Source organism: Ensifer sp. D2-11 (assembly GCF_054161295.1).
In genome coordinates, this window is sequence record NZ_CP096433.1 from 3,150,274 (window position 1) to 3,170,472 (window position 20,199).

Annotated in this window: 20 protein-coding genes and 1 pseudogene; 11 read left to right on the top strand and 10 right to left on the bottom strand. The window is 62.8% G+C overall.

Annotation, left to right across the window (positions count from 1 at the left end):
- Positions 1-92: 92 nt before the first annotated feature.
- The 5 genes from M1D34_RS15110 to M1D34_RS15130 all read right to left on the bottom strand — a co-directional run bounded on the left by M1D34_RS15110 (position 93) and on the right by M1D34_RS15130 (position 4,826).
- The gene (locus tag M1D34_RS15110; RefSeq protein WP_107607840.1) at positions 93-1,058 is read right to left on the bottom strand and encodes a PDR/VanB family oxidoreductase; all 966 of its coding nucleotides are present in this window, start codon (positions 1,056-1,058) and stop codon (positions 93-95) included.
- Complete coding sequence (locus M1D34_RS15115; protein WP_127541453.1) at positions 1,055-1,660, bottom strand: dimethylamine monooxygenase subunit DmmA family protein; 606 nt, start codon at positions 1,658-1,660, stop codon at positions 1,055-1,057. Before M1D34_RS15115 ends, M1D34_RS15110 begins: the two co-directional genes overlap by 4 nt.
- 10 nt (positions 1,661-1,670) lie before the next feature.
- Complete coding sequence (locus M1D34_RS15120; RefSeq protein ID WP_498779725.1) at positions 1,671-2,804, bottom strand: aminomethyl transferase family protein; 1,134 nt, start codon at positions 2,802-2,804, stop codon at positions 1,671-1,673.
- Between the two features lie 198 nt (positions 2,805-3,002).
- Entirely contained in the window at positions 3,003-3,887 is an 885-nt protein-coding gene (gene purU / locus M1D34_RS15125) for a formyltetrahydrofolate deformylase (RefSeq protein ID WP_127597191.1), read from the bottom strand.
- Positions 3,888-4,094: 207 nt separating this feature from the next.
- Entirely contained in the window at positions 4,095-4,826 is a 732-nt protein-coding gene (locus M1D34_RS15130) for a helix-turn-helix domain-containing protein (protein WP_003532514.1), read from the bottom strand.
- A 304-nt stretch (positions 4,827-5,130) separates the two neighbouring features.
- On the opposite strand from M1D34_RS15130, the gene M1D34_RS15135 reads away from it, so the two are divergent.
- The 6 genes and pseudogenes from M1D34_RS15135 (at position 5,131) to M1D34_RS15160 (ending at position 8,565) form a co-directional block, all read left to right on the top strand.
- On the top strand, positions 5,131-5,448 hold the full coding sequence (locus M1D34_RS15135; RefSeq protein WP_003532516.1) for a hypothetical protein: 318 nt from the start codon (positions 5,131-5,133) through the stop codon (positions 5,446-5,448).
- 8 nt (positions 5,449-5,456) lie between these two features.
- Positions 5,457-5,840 carry a hypothetical protein gene (locus M1D34_RS15140; RefSeq protein WP_003532519.1) on the top strand — a complete coding sequence of 128 codons (384 nt, stop codon included), beginning with the start codon at positions 5,457-5,459 and terminating at the stop codon, positions 5,838-5,840.
- A 13-nt stretch (positions 5,841-5,853) separates the two neighbouring features.
- On the top strand, positions 5,854-6,015 hold the full coding sequence (locus M1D34_RS15145) for a hypothetical protein (RefSeq protein ID WP_003532521.1): 162 nt from the start codon (positions 5,854-5,856) through the stop codon (positions 6,013-6,015).
- Between the two features lie 14 nt (positions 6,016-6,029).
- On the top strand, positions 6,030-7,427 hold the full coding sequence (locus tag M1D34_RS15150; RefSeq protein WP_003532523.1) for an APC family permease: 1,398 nt from the start codon (positions 6,030-6,032) through the stop codon (positions 7,425-7,427).
- A gap of 105 nt (positions 7,428-7,532) precedes the next feature.
- A pseudogene (locus M1D34_RS15155) lies at positions 7,533-8,277 on the top strand (hypothetical protein).
- 24 nt (positions 8,278-8,301) lie between these two features.
- A complete protein-coding gene (locus tag M1D34_RS15160) occupies positions 8,302-8,565 on the top strand; it encodes a hypothetical protein (protein WP_003532527.1) in 264 nt (87 codons plus the stop codon).
- Positions 8,566-8,668: 103 nt separating this feature from the next.
- On the opposite strand, the gene glnT is transcribed toward M1D34_RS15160, so the two are convergent.
- From glnT to M1D34_RS15185, 5 genes are all read right to left on the bottom strand, one after another.
- The gene (gene glnT / locus M1D34_RS15165; protein ID WP_003532529.1) at positions 8,669-9,976 is read right to left on the bottom strand and encodes a type III glutamate--ammonia ligase; all 1,308 of its coding nucleotides are present in this window, start codon (positions 9,974-9,976) and stop codon (positions 8,669-8,671) included.
- Positions 9,977-10,057: 81 nt separating this feature from the next.
- The gene (locus M1D34_RS15170) at positions 10,058-11,386 is read right to left on the bottom strand and encodes an FMN-binding glutamate synthase family protein (protein ID WP_010968347.1); all 1,329 of its coding nucleotides are present in this window, start codon (positions 11,384-11,386) and stop codon (positions 10,058-10,060) included.
- Positions 11,387-11,400: 14 nt separating this feature from the next.
- Entirely contained in the window at positions 11,401-12,087 is a 687-nt protein-coding gene (locus M1D34_RS15175) for a GltB/FmdC/FwdC-like GXGXG domain-containing protein (RefSeq protein ID WP_003536329.1), read from the bottom strand.
- 37 nt (positions 12,088-12,124) lie between these two features.
- On the bottom strand, positions 12,125-13,030 hold the full coding sequence (locus M1D34_RS15180; RefSeq protein WP_003536328.1) for a class II glutamine amidotransferase: 906 nt from the start codon (positions 13,028-13,030) through the stop codon (positions 12,125-12,127).
- A 107-nt stretch (positions 13,031-13,137) separates the two neighbouring features.
- Entirely contained in the window at positions 13,138-14,112 is a 975-nt protein-coding gene (locus tag M1D34_RS15185; RefSeq protein ID WP_498779729.1) for a GlxA family transcriptional regulator, read from the bottom strand.
- 93 nt (positions 14,113-14,205) lie between these two features.
- Between M1D34_RS15185 and M1D34_RS15190 the strand changes: the two genes are divergently transcribed.
- Genes M1D34_RS15190 through folD form a run of 5 tightly spaced genes read left to right on the top strand, consistent with a single transcriptional unit; the run spans position 14,206 to position 20,189 of the window.
- Positions 14,206-15,456, top strand: a complete 1,251-nt coding sequence (locus M1D34_RS15190; protein WP_498779731.1) for a sarcosine oxidase subunit beta — start codon at positions 14,206-14,208, stop codon at positions 15,454-15,456.
- Between the two features lie 25 nt (positions 15,457-15,481).
- On the top strand, positions 15,482-15,760 hold the full coding sequence (locus M1D34_RS15195; protein ID WP_498779732.1) for a sarcosine oxidase subunit delta: 279 nt from the start codon (positions 15,482-15,484) through the stop codon (positions 15,758-15,760).
- Positions 15,757-18,720 carry a sarcosine oxidase subunit alpha gene (locus M1D34_RS15200; RefSeq protein ID WP_498779734.1) on the top strand — a complete coding sequence of 988 codons (2,964 nt, stop codon included), beginning with the start codon at positions 15,757-15,759 and terminating at the stop codon, positions 18,718-18,720. The genes M1D34_RS15195 and M1D34_RS15200 overlap by 4 nt, the downstream gene beginning before the upstream one ends.
- Positions 18,713-19,246, top strand: coding sequence for a sarcosine oxidase subunit gamma family protein (locus M1D34_RS15205; protein WP_027991015.1), 534 nt, complete (start codon positions 18,713-18,715; stop codon positions 19,244-19,246). Before M1D34_RS15200 ends, M1D34_RS15205 begins: the two co-directional genes overlap by 8 nt.
- A gap of 22 nt (positions 19,247-19,268) precedes the next feature.
- On the top strand, positions 19,269-20,189 hold the full coding sequence (gene folD, locus M1D34_RS15210; RefSeq protein WP_153313507.1) for a bifunctional methylenetetrahydrofolate dehydrogenase/methenyltetrahydrofolate cyclohydrolase FolD: 921 nt from the start codon (positions 19,269-19,271) through the stop codon (positions 20,187-20,189).
- Positions 20,190-20,199 lie beyond the last annotated feature (10 nt).

Sequence of the window (20,199 nt, forward strand, 5' to 3'; positions counted from 1 at the left end):
ATCGGCCCGATGGATCGTTTTGTCGAACAATCCAAGTCTTTGAACTACGCATTTCTGGGCGGAAAACTGTTGGACGGTTTTCCTGGACGGCTCTAGAGGTCGAGATGCAAAGCCTTTCCCTCGAATCGGGAGACGCAGAGCATCACCTTTCGGCCGGAAGCCTTTTCTTCGTCGGTCAGATAGACGTCGTTGTGCAGCAGCTTGCCGTCGCAGAGGGCGACCATCGTTTCACACTGCCCGCAGGCACCGCCGCGACAGAGAAAGGGCGCATCGATTCCGGCCGCCTCGATCGCCTCCAGCATGCTCTCGTGATGACCGACATGGACGGTCTTGCCGGAGCGCGTCAGCTCGATCGAAAAGGGCTTGCCGGGCTGGGAGGACAGAAAGCGCTCGGAATGCAGGTTCTGCTCCGGCCAGCCAGCCTCCAGCCCGGTCTTGAGTACGCCGTCGATCATGCCCGCGGGACCGCAGACATAGAGATGCGTGCCGAGCGGCTGGCTGTCGAGCAAGCGGGCGACCGGAATGCGATTGTCTTCGGCATCGCAGTAGATCTTCACCCGATGCGGTCCGTAGCGGGCGACGAGGTCCTCGCAATATGCGCCGCGGTCGCGCGTTCGAATGGCATAATGCATTTCGAAACAGGCGCCTTCGCGGGCAAACTGCTCCATCATGGCGATGAAGGGCGTGATCCCGATGCCGCCGGCAATCAGCAGATGCTTTCGGCCGCGCCAATCCGGCTGAAACAGGTTGACGGGATGCGATACCCTCATTTCGTCGCCTTCGCGCACCTTCTCGTGCATGAAGGACGAGCCGCCGCGGGAATCCTCGACATGCAGCACGCTGATCTCGTAGGCCGAGCAATCATATGGCGCCGACATCAGCGAATAGGCATTGCGCCGCACGTGACCATTGTCGTTCATCGAAACGATGACGTGGGCGCCACCGGAGAAATAAGGCATCGCCCGGCCGTCGAGGCGCTCGAAGCGAAATCGTTTGATGCGATGAGCGACCGGCGTCACGCGGGTCACTCGGACGGGAATTTCAGTACCACCGCTCACAGGAACAACTCCTCCGGATCAGGCGCGCTGCCGGGTTCCTCCGCATCGATATTGACGCCCTGGAAGGCGCCGAGGCGCCGCGAGTAATGGTCGCGTACGAGAAGCGGCAGACCGCAATGGCCGCAGGGAAAGGGGCTGTGGGTGACGTCCTCGGTGACGCCTTTGCAGTGGACACATTGCACGCGGCGCGCCAGCGAGCCGCGGTGTTCGGTGATGATCGAGGCATGGTCCATGCCGTGATCGAGCGCCACCATCATCGCCTGGCCGATGAAGCCCTCCGTGCCGGCGATATAAAGCCGCGTCCCCATATGGGCGTTCGTCAGCGTCCCCCTGAGGCGGAAGAGCAGCGTCGCGATCGTCGGGGCTGCGAAGAACATATCGGCGCCAAGCGCGCGCAGCGCCTCGTCGTTTCCCTTGCCCTGCGAGCCGCGCGCGACATAGAGGATCTCGCTGCGGGAAAGCGCCGTCTCGTCGAGTGCCGGCTTCCGGTCGAGGAGGGCATGGGCGCCCTCCCCTTCCAGTGCGAAGATGTGCCGCCGGGCGCGCGGCTGGATGGAAAGTCCCGTATAGACCGGACGGCTCTTAATGCCTTCGACAAGCATGGCCGCCTCCCTAGCCCACGGCCGTCCTCTTTTTCTTCTCCGGATCGTCGAAGGTCAGCGTGTGGGCGATCGCTCTGGCATTGAGGTTCTTGCCGTGCACCTCGAGCTTCGCGCCCTGGACGGCCTTGTCGACGTCCAAACGGGCAATCGCCATGGATCTCTTCGTCAGCGTCGAATAGCTCGGGCAGGTGATCACCCCGACCTTCTTGCCCTCGGCATAGACTTCGTCGCCGAGATCCGCTGGACCGTCGGCATCGATCAGCATGCCGAATATCTTGAAGCGTTCCCTGCCTTTCAGGCGCGCATGCTCCTCGGCACCGCGGAAGCCCGTCTTGCCGGGGCTGACCGTGAAATCGAGGCCGAGTTCCCAAAGGCTGTCGCCGGGCGGCTGGTCGGCGAAGGGATACATCTGCGAATTGTCGTAAGGATAAAAGAGCAGGTAGCTTTCGACCCGCAGCATGTCGAGCACGCTGAAACAGCAGGGGATGATGCCCATCTCCTTGCCTTCCGCGACGATGCGATCCCAGATCATGATCGCATCCTGTCCGCGCACGAAGATTTCGTAGCCACGCTCTCCGGTATAGCCGGTGCGCGAGATCATGACGGGCGCGCCGAAGAGCGTCGTCTGCATGTGGTGGAAATATTTAAGGTCGCGGATGCCAGGCACATATTTTGCGAGATAGTCGACCGCAAGCGGGCCCTGCAGCGAGAGATCATGCAGGTCGTCGTCGAACAGGACTGCGCAATTGCGGCCCGCAGCCTGCTTCACGATCTCCTCGTAGCCGGAGCCGGAGCCGTGAACCAGCATCCAGGAATTCGGACCGGTGCGGTACACGATACAGTCGTCGGTGAAATGGCCGCGATCGTTCAGCATGCAGGCATAGACGGAGCGTCCGGGATAGATCTTCGTCATGTCGCGGGTGGTGATGTAGTCGAGCACGGCGATGGCATGCGGACCGACCAGGTGCACCTTCTTCAGGCCGGAAACGTCCATGATCCCGGCCTTCGTGCGGATCGCGACATGCTCTTCGGACATGTCCTTCTCGTAGGTCCAGGCGGTTCCCATGCCGCTCCAGTCCTCCAGTTTCGATCCGAGAGCGCGATGCCGATCCGCCAAGGCGGAGAAACGCCAAGATAAAGCCATTTCGTTCCCTCTTTTTTTCCCATACGGAATATTTATTTCCTGAATATATTCAGAATTCCGCGGGGAAGCAAGCCGGCCCGATTATTTTTGTCGCGCCGCTGCGGCAGCGATTCGCACGCGTTGGTGCGGCTTCCCGCTCTGACGCGATGGGCGGTAATGGCGGCGTTGGAGTAAGGCCGGTCTCGGCCTCGATCGGCCTCAGCCCATCCGTTCCGAGGCGTAGGAACCCGGGCTCGGCGGGAAGACGACGACGCGGTTGCCGTTGATGAAGCAGCGGTGGTGGATATGGGCGTGCACGGCGCGGGCCAGCACCTGGCTTTCGACGTCGCGGCCGATCGAGACGTAATCCTCGGCCGACTGCGCATGGGTGATGCGGGCGATATCCTGCTCGATGATCGGACCCTCGTCGAGATCGGCGGTGACGTAATGCGCCGTCGCGCCGATCAGCTTCACGCCGCGCTCATAGGCCTGCTTATAGGGGTTCGCCCCCTTGAACGACGGCAGGAAGGAGTGGTGGATGTTGATGATCTTCCCCGACATCTTCTTGCAGAGTGCATCGGAAAGCACCTGCATGTAGCGGGCAAGCACGATCAGTTCGGCGCCGGTCTGCTCGACGACGTCCATCAGCTGGGCTTCGGCCTTGGGCTTGTTCTCCTTCGTCACCTTGATGCAGTGGAAGGGGATGTCGTGGTTGACGACCACCTTCTGGTAGTCGAAGTGGTTGGAAACGACGCCGACGATATCGATCGGCAAGGCGCCGATCTTCCAGCGGTAGAGAAGATCGTTCAGGCAATGGCCGAAGCGCGACACCATGAGCAGCACCTTCATGCGCTCGGACTGTTCGTGGAGAGCCGTCTCCATCTCGAACTTCGAGGCGATCGGCTTCAGCCCTTCCTCGAGAGCCGCAAGGCCAACCCGCTCCTCCGAGATGAAGCTGGTGCGCATGAAGAACTTGCCGGTATCCAGATCGTCGAACTGCGAGCTGTCGGCAATATTGCAGCCCTGCTCGGCCAGATATCCCGATAGCGCCGCAACCACGCCGCGCGTTGACTTGCAGGACACGGTCAGAACGAAATTCTGCATGTTCATTTCTCTCCCCTCGCCGTTCGCGCGCACGGGTGTCGATCCCATCCCCGTTGTCGACGTCGCAAATTGCTACCAGAGCAGATCGACGAAATCAATCTACAGGAAAATATATTTCTCCTCAGGCAACTTTTCGCTTTCGGGGCGTGCCGGAAAACGGAGCGTGGGTGAGAAGAGATGAGGCAGAAGCGACGCTCTGCCGCGCGCTCAGTCCTCTCCGCGGCCGCGCGGATAGGAAATGATCGACAGATACCGGATCGGCAGCGTGGTCAGTTCTTCCGGCCCGTGCGGCGCGTCGGCGTCGAAGAACAGACTGTCCCCCGGAGTCATGCGGTAAAGATTGTTGCCATGCCGGTAAACCACCTCCCCTTCCAGCATGTAGAGGAACTCCAGACCATCGTGTTGAAACGTCGGAAAGACGTCCGAGTCTTCGGTCAGCGTGATGAGATAAGGCTCGACGACGACGCCGGAGGTGTTCGATCCGATATGGCCGAGGAGGTTGTACTGGTGGCCGGCGCGGGTGCCGCGCCGCTCGACGTCGACGCCTTCCCCCGCTTTGACGAACACGGCGCTATGCTCCTCCTCGAAACGGCGGAAGAAGGCGGTGATCGGCACGCCGAGCGCCCGCGACAGCGTCTGCAAAGTCGTGAGCGACGGCGATGTGTTGCCGTTCTCGATCTTCGACAGCATGCCGACCGAAATATCGGTCGCGGAGGCGACGTCGGCTACTGTGATGCCGAGCTTCTTGCGGAAGGCACGCACTTCATGGCCGATCGCGACTTCCAGCACCTTTTCACGGGTGTCGCGGATTGCATGCGGATCCTGGGTCAGCGTGACACGTGCCAACTCCGCCGCCGTCTTGCGCGCGCCGCCGGCGCTTGTCGCCGCCTTGCCGTTCTTCTTCGAGTTCCGGTGCTTTTCCGCGTTTTCCCTGCCCATGCCAATCTCGCTTTGTTTTTACTGATAGTAAATATTTCTGCGTGGTTCACAACGCTATACCCGCGTGGGCGAGGAAGTATTCCGCCCTGAGTAGAAGATCAACTCCCACTGCAGCCTATGCCTGCTCCGGCGATATGGTGCGCGTGAAGAGGCGTGGACAGCGTCACTTGACAGTGGTTTCGCTTTGCCTGACATTCCTGTTAGGCAAATATTTTTTCTAAGCAGAAAACGGCCGACTTCCCGCATCGAAATTACAAGGAACGAAAAACCACCCGGAGGAGGAAACATTGGAGGAGGAAAGCGAATGGAAGCGACACTAAGCAAGCTTGGCGAAGATGCGAGCTTCAGCCAGCGTATCGATGCAATGCACAGACGTGACCGCGTCTGCCTTACGGCCTTCGTCGTGGTCCTCTGGTGCACCCTGCTCTTCGCGCTGTTTACCGTTTGGCCCTACATCGCAACGCCCGCCATCGCCGTCATCCTGACGGTCGCCTGCGGCCTGGTGCTGCTCTTCAACACAGCCGCCATCGTTGCCATGCTGCGACATTACGAAGAAGACAAGCACTTCATCTACAGCCTCGATCTCAAGCATCTCGATGAGATGCGCCCGCAAAGCCGCTAGGAGGTATCATGGCATACGAACCTCCGAAACAGAGCTTTGCAGGCCAGATCTTCGACGTGATCACGTTGCTCGTGCTGACCATCGGAGCGCTCTACATACCGCTCTATCTCGGCCTTGCGGGCGCGGCCAAGGTGCCCGATCCGATCCCCGATCCGACCTGGGAAGCGCTCGGCCAGAACGCCACCGAGCAGCAGCAGTGGGCCGCGCTCGGCATCACCGATCCGGCGGCCGCCAACGACATCATCACCGCGCGCTTCGACTACAGCTTCAGCTGGGCCTCGCTCATCGTCATGGCCGTGCTCGTCATCGGCTATTTCGTGATGGTGGTCCGGCTTTCCGACAGGGAATACCGCGAAGTGATCGAAGAGCGCTTCGGCACGGAACGACACTAGGGAGGCGGCGGCCATGTGGGACATACTCGAATACGCGGCCTGGGCGCTTTCGGCGCTGTTCGGCGTGCTGATGCTCGCCGACCTCGTCCGCATCGACACCACTTACGACAACGAACTGCTGATCTCTTCTCGCGAAGGCGAGATCGAGGCGACGGCAGAGCGCCACGAGATCTGAGGGGAGGACGGCAAATGGACGATACTACATCCGCCGCACCCGAGCCGGACCGGCTGCGCCTGCTGAGGGTGCTGGGGCCTGCTCACGTCTGGGCACTCGGCGTCGGCATCGTGCTCGTCGGCGAATATATGGGCTGGAATTTCTCCGTGGGCAAAGGCGGCATGATCGCCGGCCTAATGGCCTGCTGGGTGGCCGGCCTGCTCTACACCTGCGTCGCCATGATCGACTCGGAAGTGACTTCGACGGTCGCCGCGGCCGGCGGCCAGTACGCTCAGGCCAAGCACATCGTCGGCCCGCTGATGGCCTTCAATGTCGGCCTCTTCCTTGTGATGGCCTATACCATGCTCGAAGCCGCCAACGCCATCACGGTCGGCTTCCTGCTCGATACCGTGGCCGGAATGCAGGGCCAGACCGGACTCAATCAGCAACCCTTCATCGTTCTCGCCATCATGTTCCTGGCGTGGCTCAACTATCGCGGCGTGCTCGCCACCCTGACCTTCAACCTGGTGATCACCGCCATCGCCTTCCTTGCGATCGTGGCGTTGTTCGTATCGGTGCAGTTCGGTGCCTCGGCGGTGCCGCTCGATTTTTCGGCCATCACCTCCGATCCGCTACCCTATGGCTGGGTGGGCATCGTGGCATCGCTGCATTTCGGGCTCTGGTACTATCTCGGCATCGAGGGTACCTGCCAGGCGGCCGAGGAGGTGCGCTCTCCTGCCCGCTCGCTTCCCTACGGCACGATGGCCGGCATCATGACGCTGCTGATCGCGGCGACCATGACCTGGTATATCTGCTCCGGCCTGATGCCGTGGGAATATCTTGGCCAGGCCGGCACGCCTTTGTTCGACGCCGCCCGCGTCACCGGCAGCACCGGACTGATGGTCCTGCTCTTCGTCGGCACGGCATTCGCCACGCTCGCCTCCGCCAACGGCTGCATCAACGACGCTTCCCGCGCCTGGTTCTCGATGAGCCGTGACCGTTATCTGCCAAGCTGGTTCGGTGCCGTCCATCCGGTCTACCGCACGCCCTATCGCGCGATCGTATTCCTGGTCCCGATCGCGCTCATCTTCGCGCTCGGCGCCCCGCTCGACCAGGTCGTGACCTTCTCGATCCTGTCGGGTCTGCTCGGCTACACCTTCATGACCTTCAACATGGTGATGTTCCGAAACAAGTGGCCGCTCGGCAGGATCAAGCGCGGCTACGTGCACCCGTTTCATCCTTTACCGACGGTCGTGCTGCTCATTCTGTGCTCGACCGCCTATTTCGCCGTGTTCCTGGGCTACGGCACGCAGCTCAGCGCGATGATGTGCTTCTACATCGTGGCTTCGCTGTGGTTTCACTTCCGGCGCTACAAGTTCGTACGCCGCGGCGATCAGTTCACGATGCCGTGGCCAAAGCCACACGGCTATTGATCGGTTGGAGCGCGCCGCCCGTTTCGGATCGCGCGCTCCGGCTGCTTCTGAAACTGTCCGGAGCGCTTCCCGCGCAGAAGCCGCCGACCAAGCCAGGGCGATCGTATGATCACCACAATTGCCTTCTCTGCCTTCGCAATAGTTTCCGGCATATGGATGAGCGTTCGCGCGGTCCGCGACCACCGGGCGGCCATCGCCGAGCGCCGCGGCCTTCTGGACGACGCGGCGCGGCACTTTCCCGGCGCCCGCATAACCTACGGCGCAGATCATTTTCCGATCCTCGCCGGCAGGCTGGACGACGGGCGGCAGGTAAGGGTCGAACTCGTCCCCGACACGCTGGTCTGCCGACGATTGCCGCAACTGTGGCTGAAGCTCACTTTGCTCGAAACGAGCGCCTGTGCCAGGCCCAAGATCGGTGCGCTGGCGCGGCCGACCGGCGCCGAATTCTACTCGCTGGTGCACGAGATGCCGCATCTGTTGATCCCGCCGCCCAGCGAGGCCGCCATCCTGATGCGCGGCGACGGCAACGCTTCGCGCCGGCAGGTCGAACGCGCCGCGGCCATGTTCGCCAAGCTGTTTGCCGATCCCACGCTCAAGGAGGCCGCGATCACTCCACGCGGCGTGCGGCTGGTCCGCCAGGCGGCGCAGGGGCAACGCGGCGCCCATCTGCTGTTGCGACAGGCGCACTTTTCAATCACGGCCATTGCGCCCGAGGTGATACGCCGGACGATCGCCGAAGCAGAGGCCCTGAGCGGCTCGCTGGCGGACGATGAGCCCGCTTATTCGCTGCCCCCATCGGCGGGAGCATTTCCAGGAAGTATTCAGCGGTTTTCGGACCGGGAGTGCGTAGTTTCAAATTGCTGAGGAGGCCGCCGTGGCCAAGCCGATCAATCCCTATCTGGTGCTGATGCTGGCTGCGGTGTTGCCTGGGGCCGGCCATGTCGCCTTGCGCGACGCGGCTCGGGGCTTGGCCTTTGCCTTTTTCGTCGTATTTTTTTCGGTGATCACCTACATGACGGCGCCACCGGACCGTTCTTTCATCGGACGGCATGCAGGCGGCATTTTCGTCTGGGCCCTGTCGATCCCCGACGCCTACCGCCGTGCGCGCATCCGTACGGTCATGGCCCGGAAGAGCTGAAGGGACGTTAAGTTCCTCACGTGCCGCTCACGCCGCGATCGACGTCAAAAATCCCCGTGCCGAGGCACGGGGATGGCCGCAAGGCTCCTGTGGAGATTCTAGTCTACACGTCGAGCGTGGTTTGGTGTTCCCATTCGGTGAATTGCGAACAATAGGTGTTCCACTCGCCTTGCTTGAGTTTCAGATAGGCCGCGGAGAACTCTCGTCCCAAGGCCTCCTGCAGCTCCTCGTCCCGATTGTATTCCCGCAATGCGTCGAGCAGGTTCAGCGGAAGCTTCGGTGCATCGGTTACCTTGTGGCCGTCCTTATACATGTCGATGTCGTAGTGACGGCCGGGATCGGCCTTGGAGCGAACGCCCGAAAGGCCGGCCGCAATGATGATCGCCTGCAGGAGATAGGGATTGACGGCGCCGTCCGGCAGGCGCAGCTCGAAACGGCCGGGGCCGGGAACGCGCACCATGTGGGTGCGGTTGTTGCCGGTCCAGGTCACCGAATTGGGCGCCCAGGTCGCGCCGGAGATCGTGCGCGGCGCGTTGATGCGCTTGTAGGAGTTGACCGTCGGATTGGTGACCGCGGCGAGCGCGCTTGCATGTTTCATGATACCGCCCAGGAAGTGGCGTCCCTCGGCTGAAAGGCCGAACTCCGCCTTGTTGTCGGCAAAGGCATTCACCTCGCCTGCCAGATCCCAGACCGAAATGTGGCAATGGCAACCGTTGCCCGTCAGACCCTTGAACGGCTTCGGCATGAAGGTCGCGCGCAGCCCGTGCTTCTCGGCGATCGACTTCACCATGAACTTGAAGAAGGAGTGCTTGTCGGCGGTCCGGAGCGCGTCGTCATACTCCCAGTTCATCTCGAACTGGCCGTTCGCATCCTCATGGTCGTTCTGGTAGGGCTTCCATCCGAGTTCGAGCATGTAGTCGCAGATCTCGGCGATCACGTCGTAGCGGCGCATGATCGCCTGCTGGTCATAGCAAGGCTTTTCCGCCGTATCGAACGTGTCGGAAATCTTCGATCCATCCGGCGAGATCAGAAAGAACTCCGGTTCGACGCCGGTCTTGACGCGAAGCCCTTCCTGGGCCGCCTCGGCGACGAGCTTCTTCAGCACCACGCGCGGTGCCTGTTCCACGGGCGCGTCGTCCATGATGCAGTCTGCCGCCACCCAGGCGACGTCCTTCTTCCAGGGGAGCTGGATGACCGCAGACGCATCCGGGAGAGCGAAGAGATCGGGATGCGCAGGCGTGAGATCGAACCAGGTGGCAAAACCTGCGAAGCCTGCGCCGCCCTTCTGCATGTCGGCGATCGCTTCCGCGGGAACCAGTTTGGCGCGCTGCCCGCCGAAGAGATCGGTGTAGCTGATCATGAAATATTTGACGCCCTTTTCGCGGGCGAATGTGGAGAGATCCAGTGTCACTTCGTTCCCCTTTTGGATTCCGACACTCAATTTCAAAAGAAAGGGCCGCACCCTCTCAAGTGCGGCCCGTCATCCTTTCATTCAAAAGGTACCTTTGCCAGGATACCAGCTCGTTCCCGCGAGCGGCACCTGCGCCATGGCTGCGGCTTCCATCGTCAGCGCGCACAGATCCTCCGGCTCGAGATTGTGGAGGTGGTTCTTGCCGCAGGCACGGGCGATGGTCTGTGCTTCGAGCGTCATCACCTTCAGATAGTTGGCCAGCCGCCGGCCGGCGGCGACCGGGTCGAGGCGCTTCATCAGTTCGGGGTCCTGCGTCGTGATGCCGGCGGGGTCCTTGCCCTCGTGCCAGTCGTCATAGGCGCCGGCCGTCGTGCCGAGCTTCTGGTATTCTTCTTCCCAGTGCGGGTCGTTGTCGCCGATGGCGACCAAGGCCGCGGTACCGATGGCAACCGCGTCGGCTCCAAGCGCCAGCGCCTTGGCGACGTCCGCGCCGGAGCGGATACCACCGGACACGACGAGCTGTACCTTGCGGTGCATGCCGAGATCCTGCAGCGCCTGGACGGCTGGCCGAATGCAGGCAAGCGTCGGCATGCCGACATTCTCGATGAAGACGTCCTGCGTCGCCGCGGTCCCGCCCTGCATGCCGTCGAGCACGACGACATCCGCACCGGCCTTGACCGCGAGCGCCGTGTCGTAATAGGGCCGCGCGCCGCCGACCTTGACGTAGATCGGCTTCTCCCAGTCGGTGATCTCGCGCAGTTCGAGGATTTTGATCTCGAGGTCGTCCGGCCCGGTCCAATCCGGATGACGGCAGGCCGAACGTTGGTCGATGCCCTTCGGCAGGTTGCGCATGTTGGCGACCCTGTCGGAGATCTTCTGGCCGAGCAGCATGCCGCCGCCACCGGGCTTGGCTCCTTGCCCGACCACCACCTCGATCGCATCCGCGCGGCGCAGATCCTTCGGATTCATGCCGTAACGCGACGGCAGGTACTGATACACGAGCGTCTGAGAATGACCGCGCTCCTCATCCGTCATACCGCCGTCGCCGGTGGTGGTCGACGTTCCCGAAGCCGTCGCACCGCGTCCGAGTGCTTCCTTGGCGGGACCGGAGAGTGCTCCGAAGCTCATGCCGGCGATGGTGATCGGAATCTTCAGATGGATCGGCTTCTTCGCGAAGCGCGTTCCCAGAACGACGGAGGTGTCGCATTTCTCGCGGTAGCCTTCGAGCGGATAGCGCGAGATCGATGCGCCGAGAAAGAGAAGGTCGTCGAAATGCGGAACCTTGCGCTTGGTGCCGGCGCCTCTGATATCATAAATGCCGGTCGCAGCCGCACGGCGGATTTCCGCAAGCGTATAGTCGTCGAAGGTCGCGGACTTGCGCGGCGGGGTATAGGGGTTGTGATAGCTCATACTGGTCCCTGCCTTTAATACGCGTCTGCGTTGTCGATGTTGAAATTGTAGAGCTTGCGTGCCGAGCCGTAGCGCTTGAACTCTTCCGGCCGGACATCCTTGACATCGGCCTTCTCCAGGAGCTCGGCCAGCTTTTGCAGGTGCTCCGGACGCATCTCCTTCTCGATGCAGTCGGCGCCGAGACTCTTGACCGTGCCGCGTACGAAGAGCTTGGCCTCGTAGAGGCTGTCACCCAGGGCATCGCCCGCATCGCCGAGCACGACGAGGTGGCCCGACTGGCCCATGAAAGCCGACATATGGCCGATATTTCCGTGGACGACGATATCGATGCCTTTCATCGAGATGCCGCAGCGCGACGCCGCATTGCCCTTTATGACGAGCAGGCCGCCGCGCCCGGTAGCGCCCGCATACTGGCTGGCATCGCCTTCGATCACGACTTTGCCGGACATCATGTTTTCCGCGACGCCCGGTCCTGCCGAGCCGTGAACCGTGACCGTTCCGCCATCGTTCATGCCGGCGCAATAGTAGCCGACGGAGCCGTTCACATCGACCACGACGGGACCGTCGATCCCGACGGCGACCGCATGGCTGCCACGAGGATTGGCGACTTCGTAGGACAGATCGTTCGAGCCCTGCTGAATATTATGCAAGGACCTATTGAATTCACGCAGCGGCGTGGTGGCGAGATCAATAACAGGCATACTTGAAAATTCCTTGGAAAGGGGCCGAAATCACCCGTCAGGCGGCCTTCTGATGATCCCAGAAGTATACGGTCGCGGGCTCCGGCTCCCAGATGCGCGCGCTCTCGATATCCGGCAGGTTGACCAGCGCCCGGTATTCGGAACCGAATGCGACATAGCGATCCGTTTCGGCCATGACCGCCGGCTTGCACGCGATCGGGTCGCGCACGACGCCGAAGCCCGACTTGGTGCCGACGACGAAGGTAAAGAAGCCGTCGAGGTCGTCGAGCGCGCCGGTCAGGGCCTGTCCGAGATCCTTGCCCTTGGCCATTTCCGCCGTCAGGTACGCGGCAGCAACCTCGGTGTCGTTCTGCGTCTCGAAGGCAATGCCTTCACGGATCAGTTCCCGGCGCAGATTGTTGTGGTTCGACAACGATCCGTTATGCACGAGGCACTGATCCGACCCGGTGGAAAACGGGTGCGCGCCAAGTGTGGTCACGGCCGATTCCGTAGCCATGCGGGTATGGCCGATGCCATGCGAACCGCCCATCGAGCGTACATCGAACCGTGCGACGACATCCTTCGGCAGGCCGACTTCCTTGTAGATCTCGACGCTGTCGCCGGCACCCATGATGCGTACATCCGGACGGATGGCGGCGAGAACGGCGCGGACATCCGCGAGCCTGGCAGCTGCGATCGCAACGACCGCATGGGTGCTCTTTACGGCAACGCGTGCCGGCACGCCTGCTTCAGCGAGGTCCCTTTCAAGGTCTGCGAAGTCGATCTCGGGCTTCGCAGACTGGATCGTCACCTTCGCCTTCCCCTCGGTAGCCGAGCCGTAAATGGCCAGCCCGGCCGAGTCCGGACCACGGTCCGTCATGGTGATCAACATGTCCGAAAGAAGCTGGCCAAGCTGCGGCTCGAGCCTGCTGTCTTTCAGAAACAAACCAACAATGCCGCACATTCGCGTAGTCCCTCCATTCGTGCATGGACCGATGCTAGCACGCAGTCGCGGGACCATCAACTGTGGAGAATATTTTTTTCTTAGTAGGCAATTTCAGATGCTTCCGCTCATGAGCCGCTGCGGCGGCGCAGGCTTCCCGGTGTCTGCGAAAACAGGCGTTTGAACGCATTCGAAAAATGTGCGGGGCTCGAAAAGCCGGTGGCGTAGGCGATCTCCGGGATGGAGAGCGGACTCTGCTGCAGGAGCCGGCGGGCGTGGCGCAGCCGGATCTCCCGGTAGGTGTCGAGAAAGCCGGTCCCGCGATGCTCCCGGAAAAGCCGATCGAGATGCCGCGGGCTTACCCCGGCCAGGCGCGCCATGGCGGTCCGGTCGAGCGGTCGTTCGATCGCAGTTTCCATCTTCTCGAGAACCGCGAGCAGGGCGGGATGGTTGGTACCGAACCGCTCTGCGGCCGAACCGCGCTGCGGCGCTGCCGGCTCGGCGACGGCCGCGTGCAGATACCAGTCGCTGACCCGGCGAGCGAAGTCGGTCCCCAGGCGTTCGGCGATCATCGCATGCATCATGTCGAGCGGCGCCACCCCGCCGCCACAGGTGGCAATTCCGCCATCGAGCACGAAGCGGGCGTGTCTCGGGTTGAGATGGGGAAATGCTTCCTTCAGCGCAGGCGCGTGTTCCCAATGAATGGTGAAGTCGCGGTTGTCGAGCAGGCCCGCTGCGGCAAGCACGAAAGCCCCGCTCGATATGCCGCCGATGCGAATACCGAGGCGCGAGAGCCGCCGGAGCGTCGTGTGGGACGCAGACGTATCCGCCCAGTCGGTTGGCTCTCCGCCCGCGCAGACGAAGACGGTATGGCAGCTCTCTCCTTCGCTCTCCAGATCCGCACAGCCGACCGACAGCCCGGAAGATGAAGCGACGGTCCCTCCTCCCGGCGCAAGCGGGACGATCTGGTAGAGCGGCCGGCCGGCAAGGAGATTGGCCGCACGCAGGGGCTCCGTCGCCGATGCGTAGCTCATCAGCGCAAAATTGCGCACCAGCAAAAAGCCGATCCTCTGTACGTTCTTGCTGTCGGAAGATGCTGCCATGACCGATTCCTACATCGGGAGGTCCTAAAATTGCAACTCTCCGGAGGTTTCGGATGCTAACTTGCCCCTCGGATCACTTATGGGGCGGCATCCATGCGCTACTCTGCACTTTCCATCCTCCTGAACGGCCTGCGCGGCAACCGGAACTGGGCGCCGGCATGGCGCCAACCCGATCCGAAGCCCCATTACGACGTGATCATCGTCGGCGGCGGTGGCCATGGCCTGGCGACGGCATATTATCTCGCAAAGGAATTCGGCATCACCAATGTCGCGGTGCTGGAAAAGAACTATATCGGCTCGGGCAATGTCGGTCGCAACACGACCATTATCCGCTCGAACTACCTGCTCCCCGGCAACAACCCGTTCTACGAGCTCTCCATGAAGCTCTGGGAGGGGCTGGAGCAGGATTTCAACTTCAACGCCATGGTCTCGCAGCGCGGCGTTCTCAACCTTTTCCATTCCGACGCTCAGCGCGACGCCTATACGCGGCGCGGCAATGCGATGCGGCTGCACGGGGTGGACGCGGAACTCCTCGATCGGGCGGCCGTGCGTAAGATGCTGCCCTTCCTCGATTTCGACAATGCCCGCTTCCCCATTCAGGGCGGGCTCTTGCAGCGCCGCGGCGGCACCGTGCGTCACGATGCGGTCGCCTGGGGCTATGCCCGCGGCGCAGACAGCCGCGGGGTCGACATCATTCAGAATTGCGAAGTGACCGGGATCAGGCGTGAAAACGGGCGCGTCATCGGCGTCGAGACCAGCCGCGGCTTCATCGGCTGTGCAAAGCTGGCGCTGGCGGCGGCCGGCAATTCCTCGCAAGTCGCCGAAATGGCCGGATTGCGCCTGCCGATCGAGAGCCACGTGCTTCAGGCATTCGTGTCGGAGGGCCTGAAGCCGTTCATCGATGGCGTGGTCACGTTCGGAGCCGGGCACTTCTACGTTTCGCAATCGGACAAGGGCGGACTGGTTTTCGGTGGCGATATCGACGGCTACAACTCCTACGCCCAGCGCGGCAACCTGGCGACCGTGGAACACGTGGCGGAGGCCGGCAAGGCGATGATCCCGGCATTGTCGCGGGTGCGCGTGCTGCGTTCCTGGGGCGGCATCATGGACATGAGCATGGACGGCTCGCCGATCATCGACCGCACGCCGATAGACAATCTCTATCTGAATGCCGGCTGGTGCTATGGAGGGTTCAAGGCCACCCCCGCCTCAGGATTCTGCTTCGCCCATCTTCTCGCCCGGGGCACGCCACAGAAGACCGCCGCAGCTTTTCGTCTCGACCGTTTCGAGCGCGGCTTCCTCATCGACGAAAAGGGACAGGGCGCTCAGCCCAACCTTCACTGATTTCGCGGACCAAGGAACATCCGAAATGGCAAGCCTCGTGCCCTGCCCGAATTGCGGGCAAAGACCCAAGGAAGAATTCACGATCAAGGGCGCGGCCCTGTCGCGACCGGAGGCCGACGCGGATTCGACCGATTGGTTCGACTACGTCTACCTGCGCGACAACCCGCGCGGCGCCTACGAGGAGTACTGGCACCACACGTCCGGGTGCCGCCGCTGGCTCGTCGTTGCCCGGGACACCGTGACGCATGAGATTGCAGCGTGCTGCGATGCGGCCGGCCGCGCTCGATCGGAGGCGCGCAAATGAGCTCCTACCGTCTGCCGAAACGCGGTCTTGTCGACCGCAACGCCCCGCTCTCCTTTACCTTCGACGGCCGCCCCATGCAGGGCCTGGAAGGCGACACGCTCGCCTCGGCACTGCTTGCGAACGGTCGGATGCTCGTCGGCCGCAGCTTCAAATATCACCGGCCCCGCGGGATTCTGACGGCGGGGGCCGCCGAACCGAACGCGCTGGTCACCGTGGGCCGCGGCGGCCGCGCCGAGCCGAACACGCGCGCCACCATGCAGGAGCTCTACGAGGGTCTCGAGGCGCGGAGCCAGAACCGCTGGCCCTCGCTCGACTTCGATATCGGTGCGCTGAACGGTCTGCTGTCACCTTTCCTCGGCGCCGGCTTCTACTACAAGACGTTCATGTGGCCGGCGCCGCTCTGGGAGAAGCTCTACGAACCGGTCATCCGCAGGGCCGCCGGACTCGGCAAGGCAAGCTACGAAGCGGATCCCGACGCCTATGAGAAGAGCTGGGCGCATTGCGACCTGCTGGTCGTCGGCGCCGGTCCGACGGGACTTGCCGCGGCACTCACCGCCGGCCGCGCCGGCGCACGGGTCATTCTCGTCGACGAGGGCTCGCTGCCTGGCGGCTCGCTCCTGTCCGATACGGCGACGATCGACGGCAAGGCGGCGGCTGATTTCGCCCGCGACACGAGCGACGAACTGCGGTCGATGCCGAATGTCCGGGTCATGATGCGGACGACCGCCTTCGGCTGGTATGACGGCAACGTCTTCGGCGCGGTCGAGCGCGTGCAGAAGCATGTGCGCGAGCCCGCCAGCCATCTGCCGGTCGAGAGGCTGTGGCGGATCGTTGCCGGAAAGGCCCTGCTTGCGGCCGGCGCCGAAGAGCGCCCGCTCGTCTTCGGCGGCAACGATCGTCCGGGCGTGATGATGGCAGGCGCGATGCGCGCCTATCTCAACCGCTACGGCGTCGCCCCGGGCCGGACGCCCGCCATCTTCACCACCAATGACACCGGCTATACGCTCGCGCAGGAGCTCGAGGCCGCGGGCGTCGACGTCGTCGCCATCGTCGACAGCCGCCCGGCGGCCGGCGTCGACTATCGCGGCAAAGCACGCCTTGTCCGGGAAGCGGTGGTTTGCGGCACCAAGGGCGGCAAGGCGATCTCGGCGATCGAAGTCCATCACGGCGGTCGGACCGAAACGATCGCGGTCGATGCGCTCGCCATGGCGGGCGGCTTCGACCCGATCATCCATCTTGCCTGCCACCGGGGCGGCAAGCCCGTCTGGTCGGCGGAAAAGGCGGCATTTCTCGCGCCCGGGAGCTTGAAGGGGCTCGAGGTTGCCGGCGGTGCAGCAGCGACGACGGGCCTCGCTGCCTGCCTCGGCGAAGGCGCCGCCCGCGCTGAAGCCATCGTCAGGGAGCTCGGTCTGCCCTGCTCCCCGGTCGCCGTTGTGAAGGTCGAGAGCGAGGAAGGGATACATTCCCCTGCCCCGCTCTGGTCGATCCCCGGTATCAAGGACAAAGCCTTCGTCGATTTCCAGAACGACGTGCATCTCAAGGATATCGGCCTGGCCGTCCGCGAAGGCTACAGCCATGTCGAGCTTGCCAAGCGCTACACCACCAGCGGCATGGCGACGGACCAGGGCAAGCTTTCGAACGTCAATGCGATCGGGTTGATCGCCAAGGCACGCGGCGTCTCGCCCGCCGAGGTCGGGACGACGACGTTCCGCCCTTTCTACACCCCGATATCCTTCGGTGCGCTGACCGGCGCGCATACGGGCCATCATTTCCAGCCGGTCCGCAAGTCGCCGCTCCATGATTGGGCAAAGAAACACGGTGCCGTCTTCGTTGAGACGGGTCTCTGGTATCGATCCTCCTGGTTTCCGCTGAGCGGTGAACGGACGTGGCGGGAGAGCGTCGAGCGAGAGGTGCTGAACGTACGGAAGAATGCCGGACTCTGCGACGTCTCGATGCTCGGCAAGATCGACATAACAGGAAGCGACGCCGCCGAATTTCTCAATCGCGTATACTGCAACGCCTTCCTCAAACTGCCCGTCGGAAAGGCGCGTTACGGGCTTATGCTGCGCGAGGACGGCTTCATCTACGACGACGGCACGACCAGCCGCCTCGAGGAGAACCGCTTTTTCATGACGACGACCACCGCCTATGCGGCCGGCGTCATGAACCACCTCGAATTCTGTGCGCAGGTGCTCTGGCCGCAACTGGACGTGCGTCTCGCCTCCATCACCGACCAGTGGGCGCAAATGGCGATTGCCGGTCCGAAGGCACGCATGATCCTGCAGAAGATCGTCGATGAGGATATATCCGACGCGGCGTTCCCGTTTCTTGCGGCGAAGGAGGTTTCGCTGTTCGGAGGCGCCCTTCACGGCTGCCTCTTTCGGATTTCCTTCTCCGGCGAGCTCGCCTACGAACTTGCGGTCCCGGCCGGCTATGGCGAGAGCATCGCCGATGCCCTCCTGGAGGCGGGGAAGGTTCACGGCATCATGCCTTACGGCGTCGAGACGCTCAGCGTTCTGCGCATCGAGAAGGGCCATGTGACGCACAACGAGATCAACGGCACCGTCGTGCCGGCCGATCTGGGCTTCGGGAAAATGGTTTCGGCCGGCAAACCGGATTTCGTCGGCAAGGCGATGCTTCAGCGGGAGGGGCTGACCGCGCCCGACCGGCCGCAGCTGGTGGGCGTCGTGCCGCTCGATCCGCAACAGTCGTTCCGCAGCGGCTCGCACATTCTCGCCAAGGGGGCGGCAGCCACGCTCGAAAACGACGAGGGCTATGTCACCTCGAGCGCCTATTCGCCGCATGTCGGATCCACCATCGCGCTGGCACTGGTCAGGAACGGCCGCAACCGTCACGGCGAAGAGGTGCTGGTCTGGAGTGGCCTTCACGGAGAATCCACGCCTGCGCGTCTTTGCAATCCGGTTTTCTTCGACCCTCAGAACGAGAGGCTCCATGTCTGAATTCCGTCCAACCCTTCGCCCGGCGCTCGGCAGCCGGCAGGCGGTCGCTTCCGCCGATTTCAGGCTCTCGCCACTGCCGGAAGGCACGATCATCCATGTTCTCGCCCGGCCGGGTCAGGAGGACATCGTGCCCTTTCTCGGCAGGTTCACCGATGCGGCTCCGCACGCTTTGCGCCCGGTTTCGCCCGACCAGTGGTTCATCATCAGCGACGCACCTATCCCGCATCAGGAAATGAAGAGCCTCTTTGCCGCCCTCGAACCGCGCGCCACCGGTGTCGATCAGAGCCACGGCCGCGTGCGCATCCGGATCGAGGGAAAGATGGCGCATCGCGCGCTTTCGAAAGGCACAGCGCTCGACCTTGACCCGTCCGCATTCCCGATCGGTCAATCCGCGGTGACACTGGTCGGCCATATCGCAGCCCATGTCACCCGCGTCGGAGCGGAAACCTTCGAGATCATCGTGCTGCGCGGCTTTGCCGAAAGTCTCTGGGACGATCTTGCCCGAATGGGCCTGGAATTCGGCTGAACCCCACTGTCGGAGAGCGAACATGACGACGATCATCGACGGCAAGGCCGTAGCGGCTTCCATCAACGGCGCGATAAAAGACGCAAATGCCGAGCTGCAGGAGCAGACAGGCAGGAAAACCGGACTTGCCGTCATTATCGTCGGCGACGATCCCGCAAGTCATGCCTATGTCGGCGCAAAAAGCCGCATGGCCAAGGAGTGCGGCTTCTTTTCGGTCCAGCACACGCTGCCGAAGGAAACGACACAGCAGGAGCTTGCGGGCCTGGTGCATCAACTGAACGCTGATGACGGCATCCATGGAATTCTCGTGCAGCTGCCTTTGCCGGAGCACCTGGACGCAGATGCCATCATTCAGTCGATCCGGCCCGAAAAGGACGTCGACGGCCTGCATGTTGCCAATGCCGGAAAGCTCGCAACCGGCGACCTGGAGAGCGGCCTGATCTCCTGCACCCCGGCAGGCGCGATGGTCTTTGTGCGCCGCGTGCACGGCCGCGACCTTTCCGGCCTGAATGCGCTGGTCATCGGTCGTTCCAATCTGTTCGGCAAACCGATGGCACAGCTGCTGCTGAATGCCAATGCGACGGTGACGATCGCCCATTCCCGCACCAGCGATCTGGCCTCGATCTGCCGCAACGCCGATATCGTGATCGCCGCGGTCGGCCGGCCCGAAATGGTCAAGGCGAGCTGGTTGAAGACGGGCGCCACCGTCATCGATGTCGGGATCAACCGTGTTCCTGCACCTGAGAAGGGGGAGAACAGGACGAGGCTGGTCGGCGACGTGGCTTTCGCGGAGTGCGCACCATTCGCATCCGCTATTACGCCGGTTCCGGGCGGCGTCGGACCGATGACCATCGCCATGTTGATGGCCAACAGTGTGATCGCAGCTCACAGAGCATCCGGCCTGAAGGTGTCCGAACGGCTCTCGAAGCTGATATCCGGCTGACAGCCGTGGG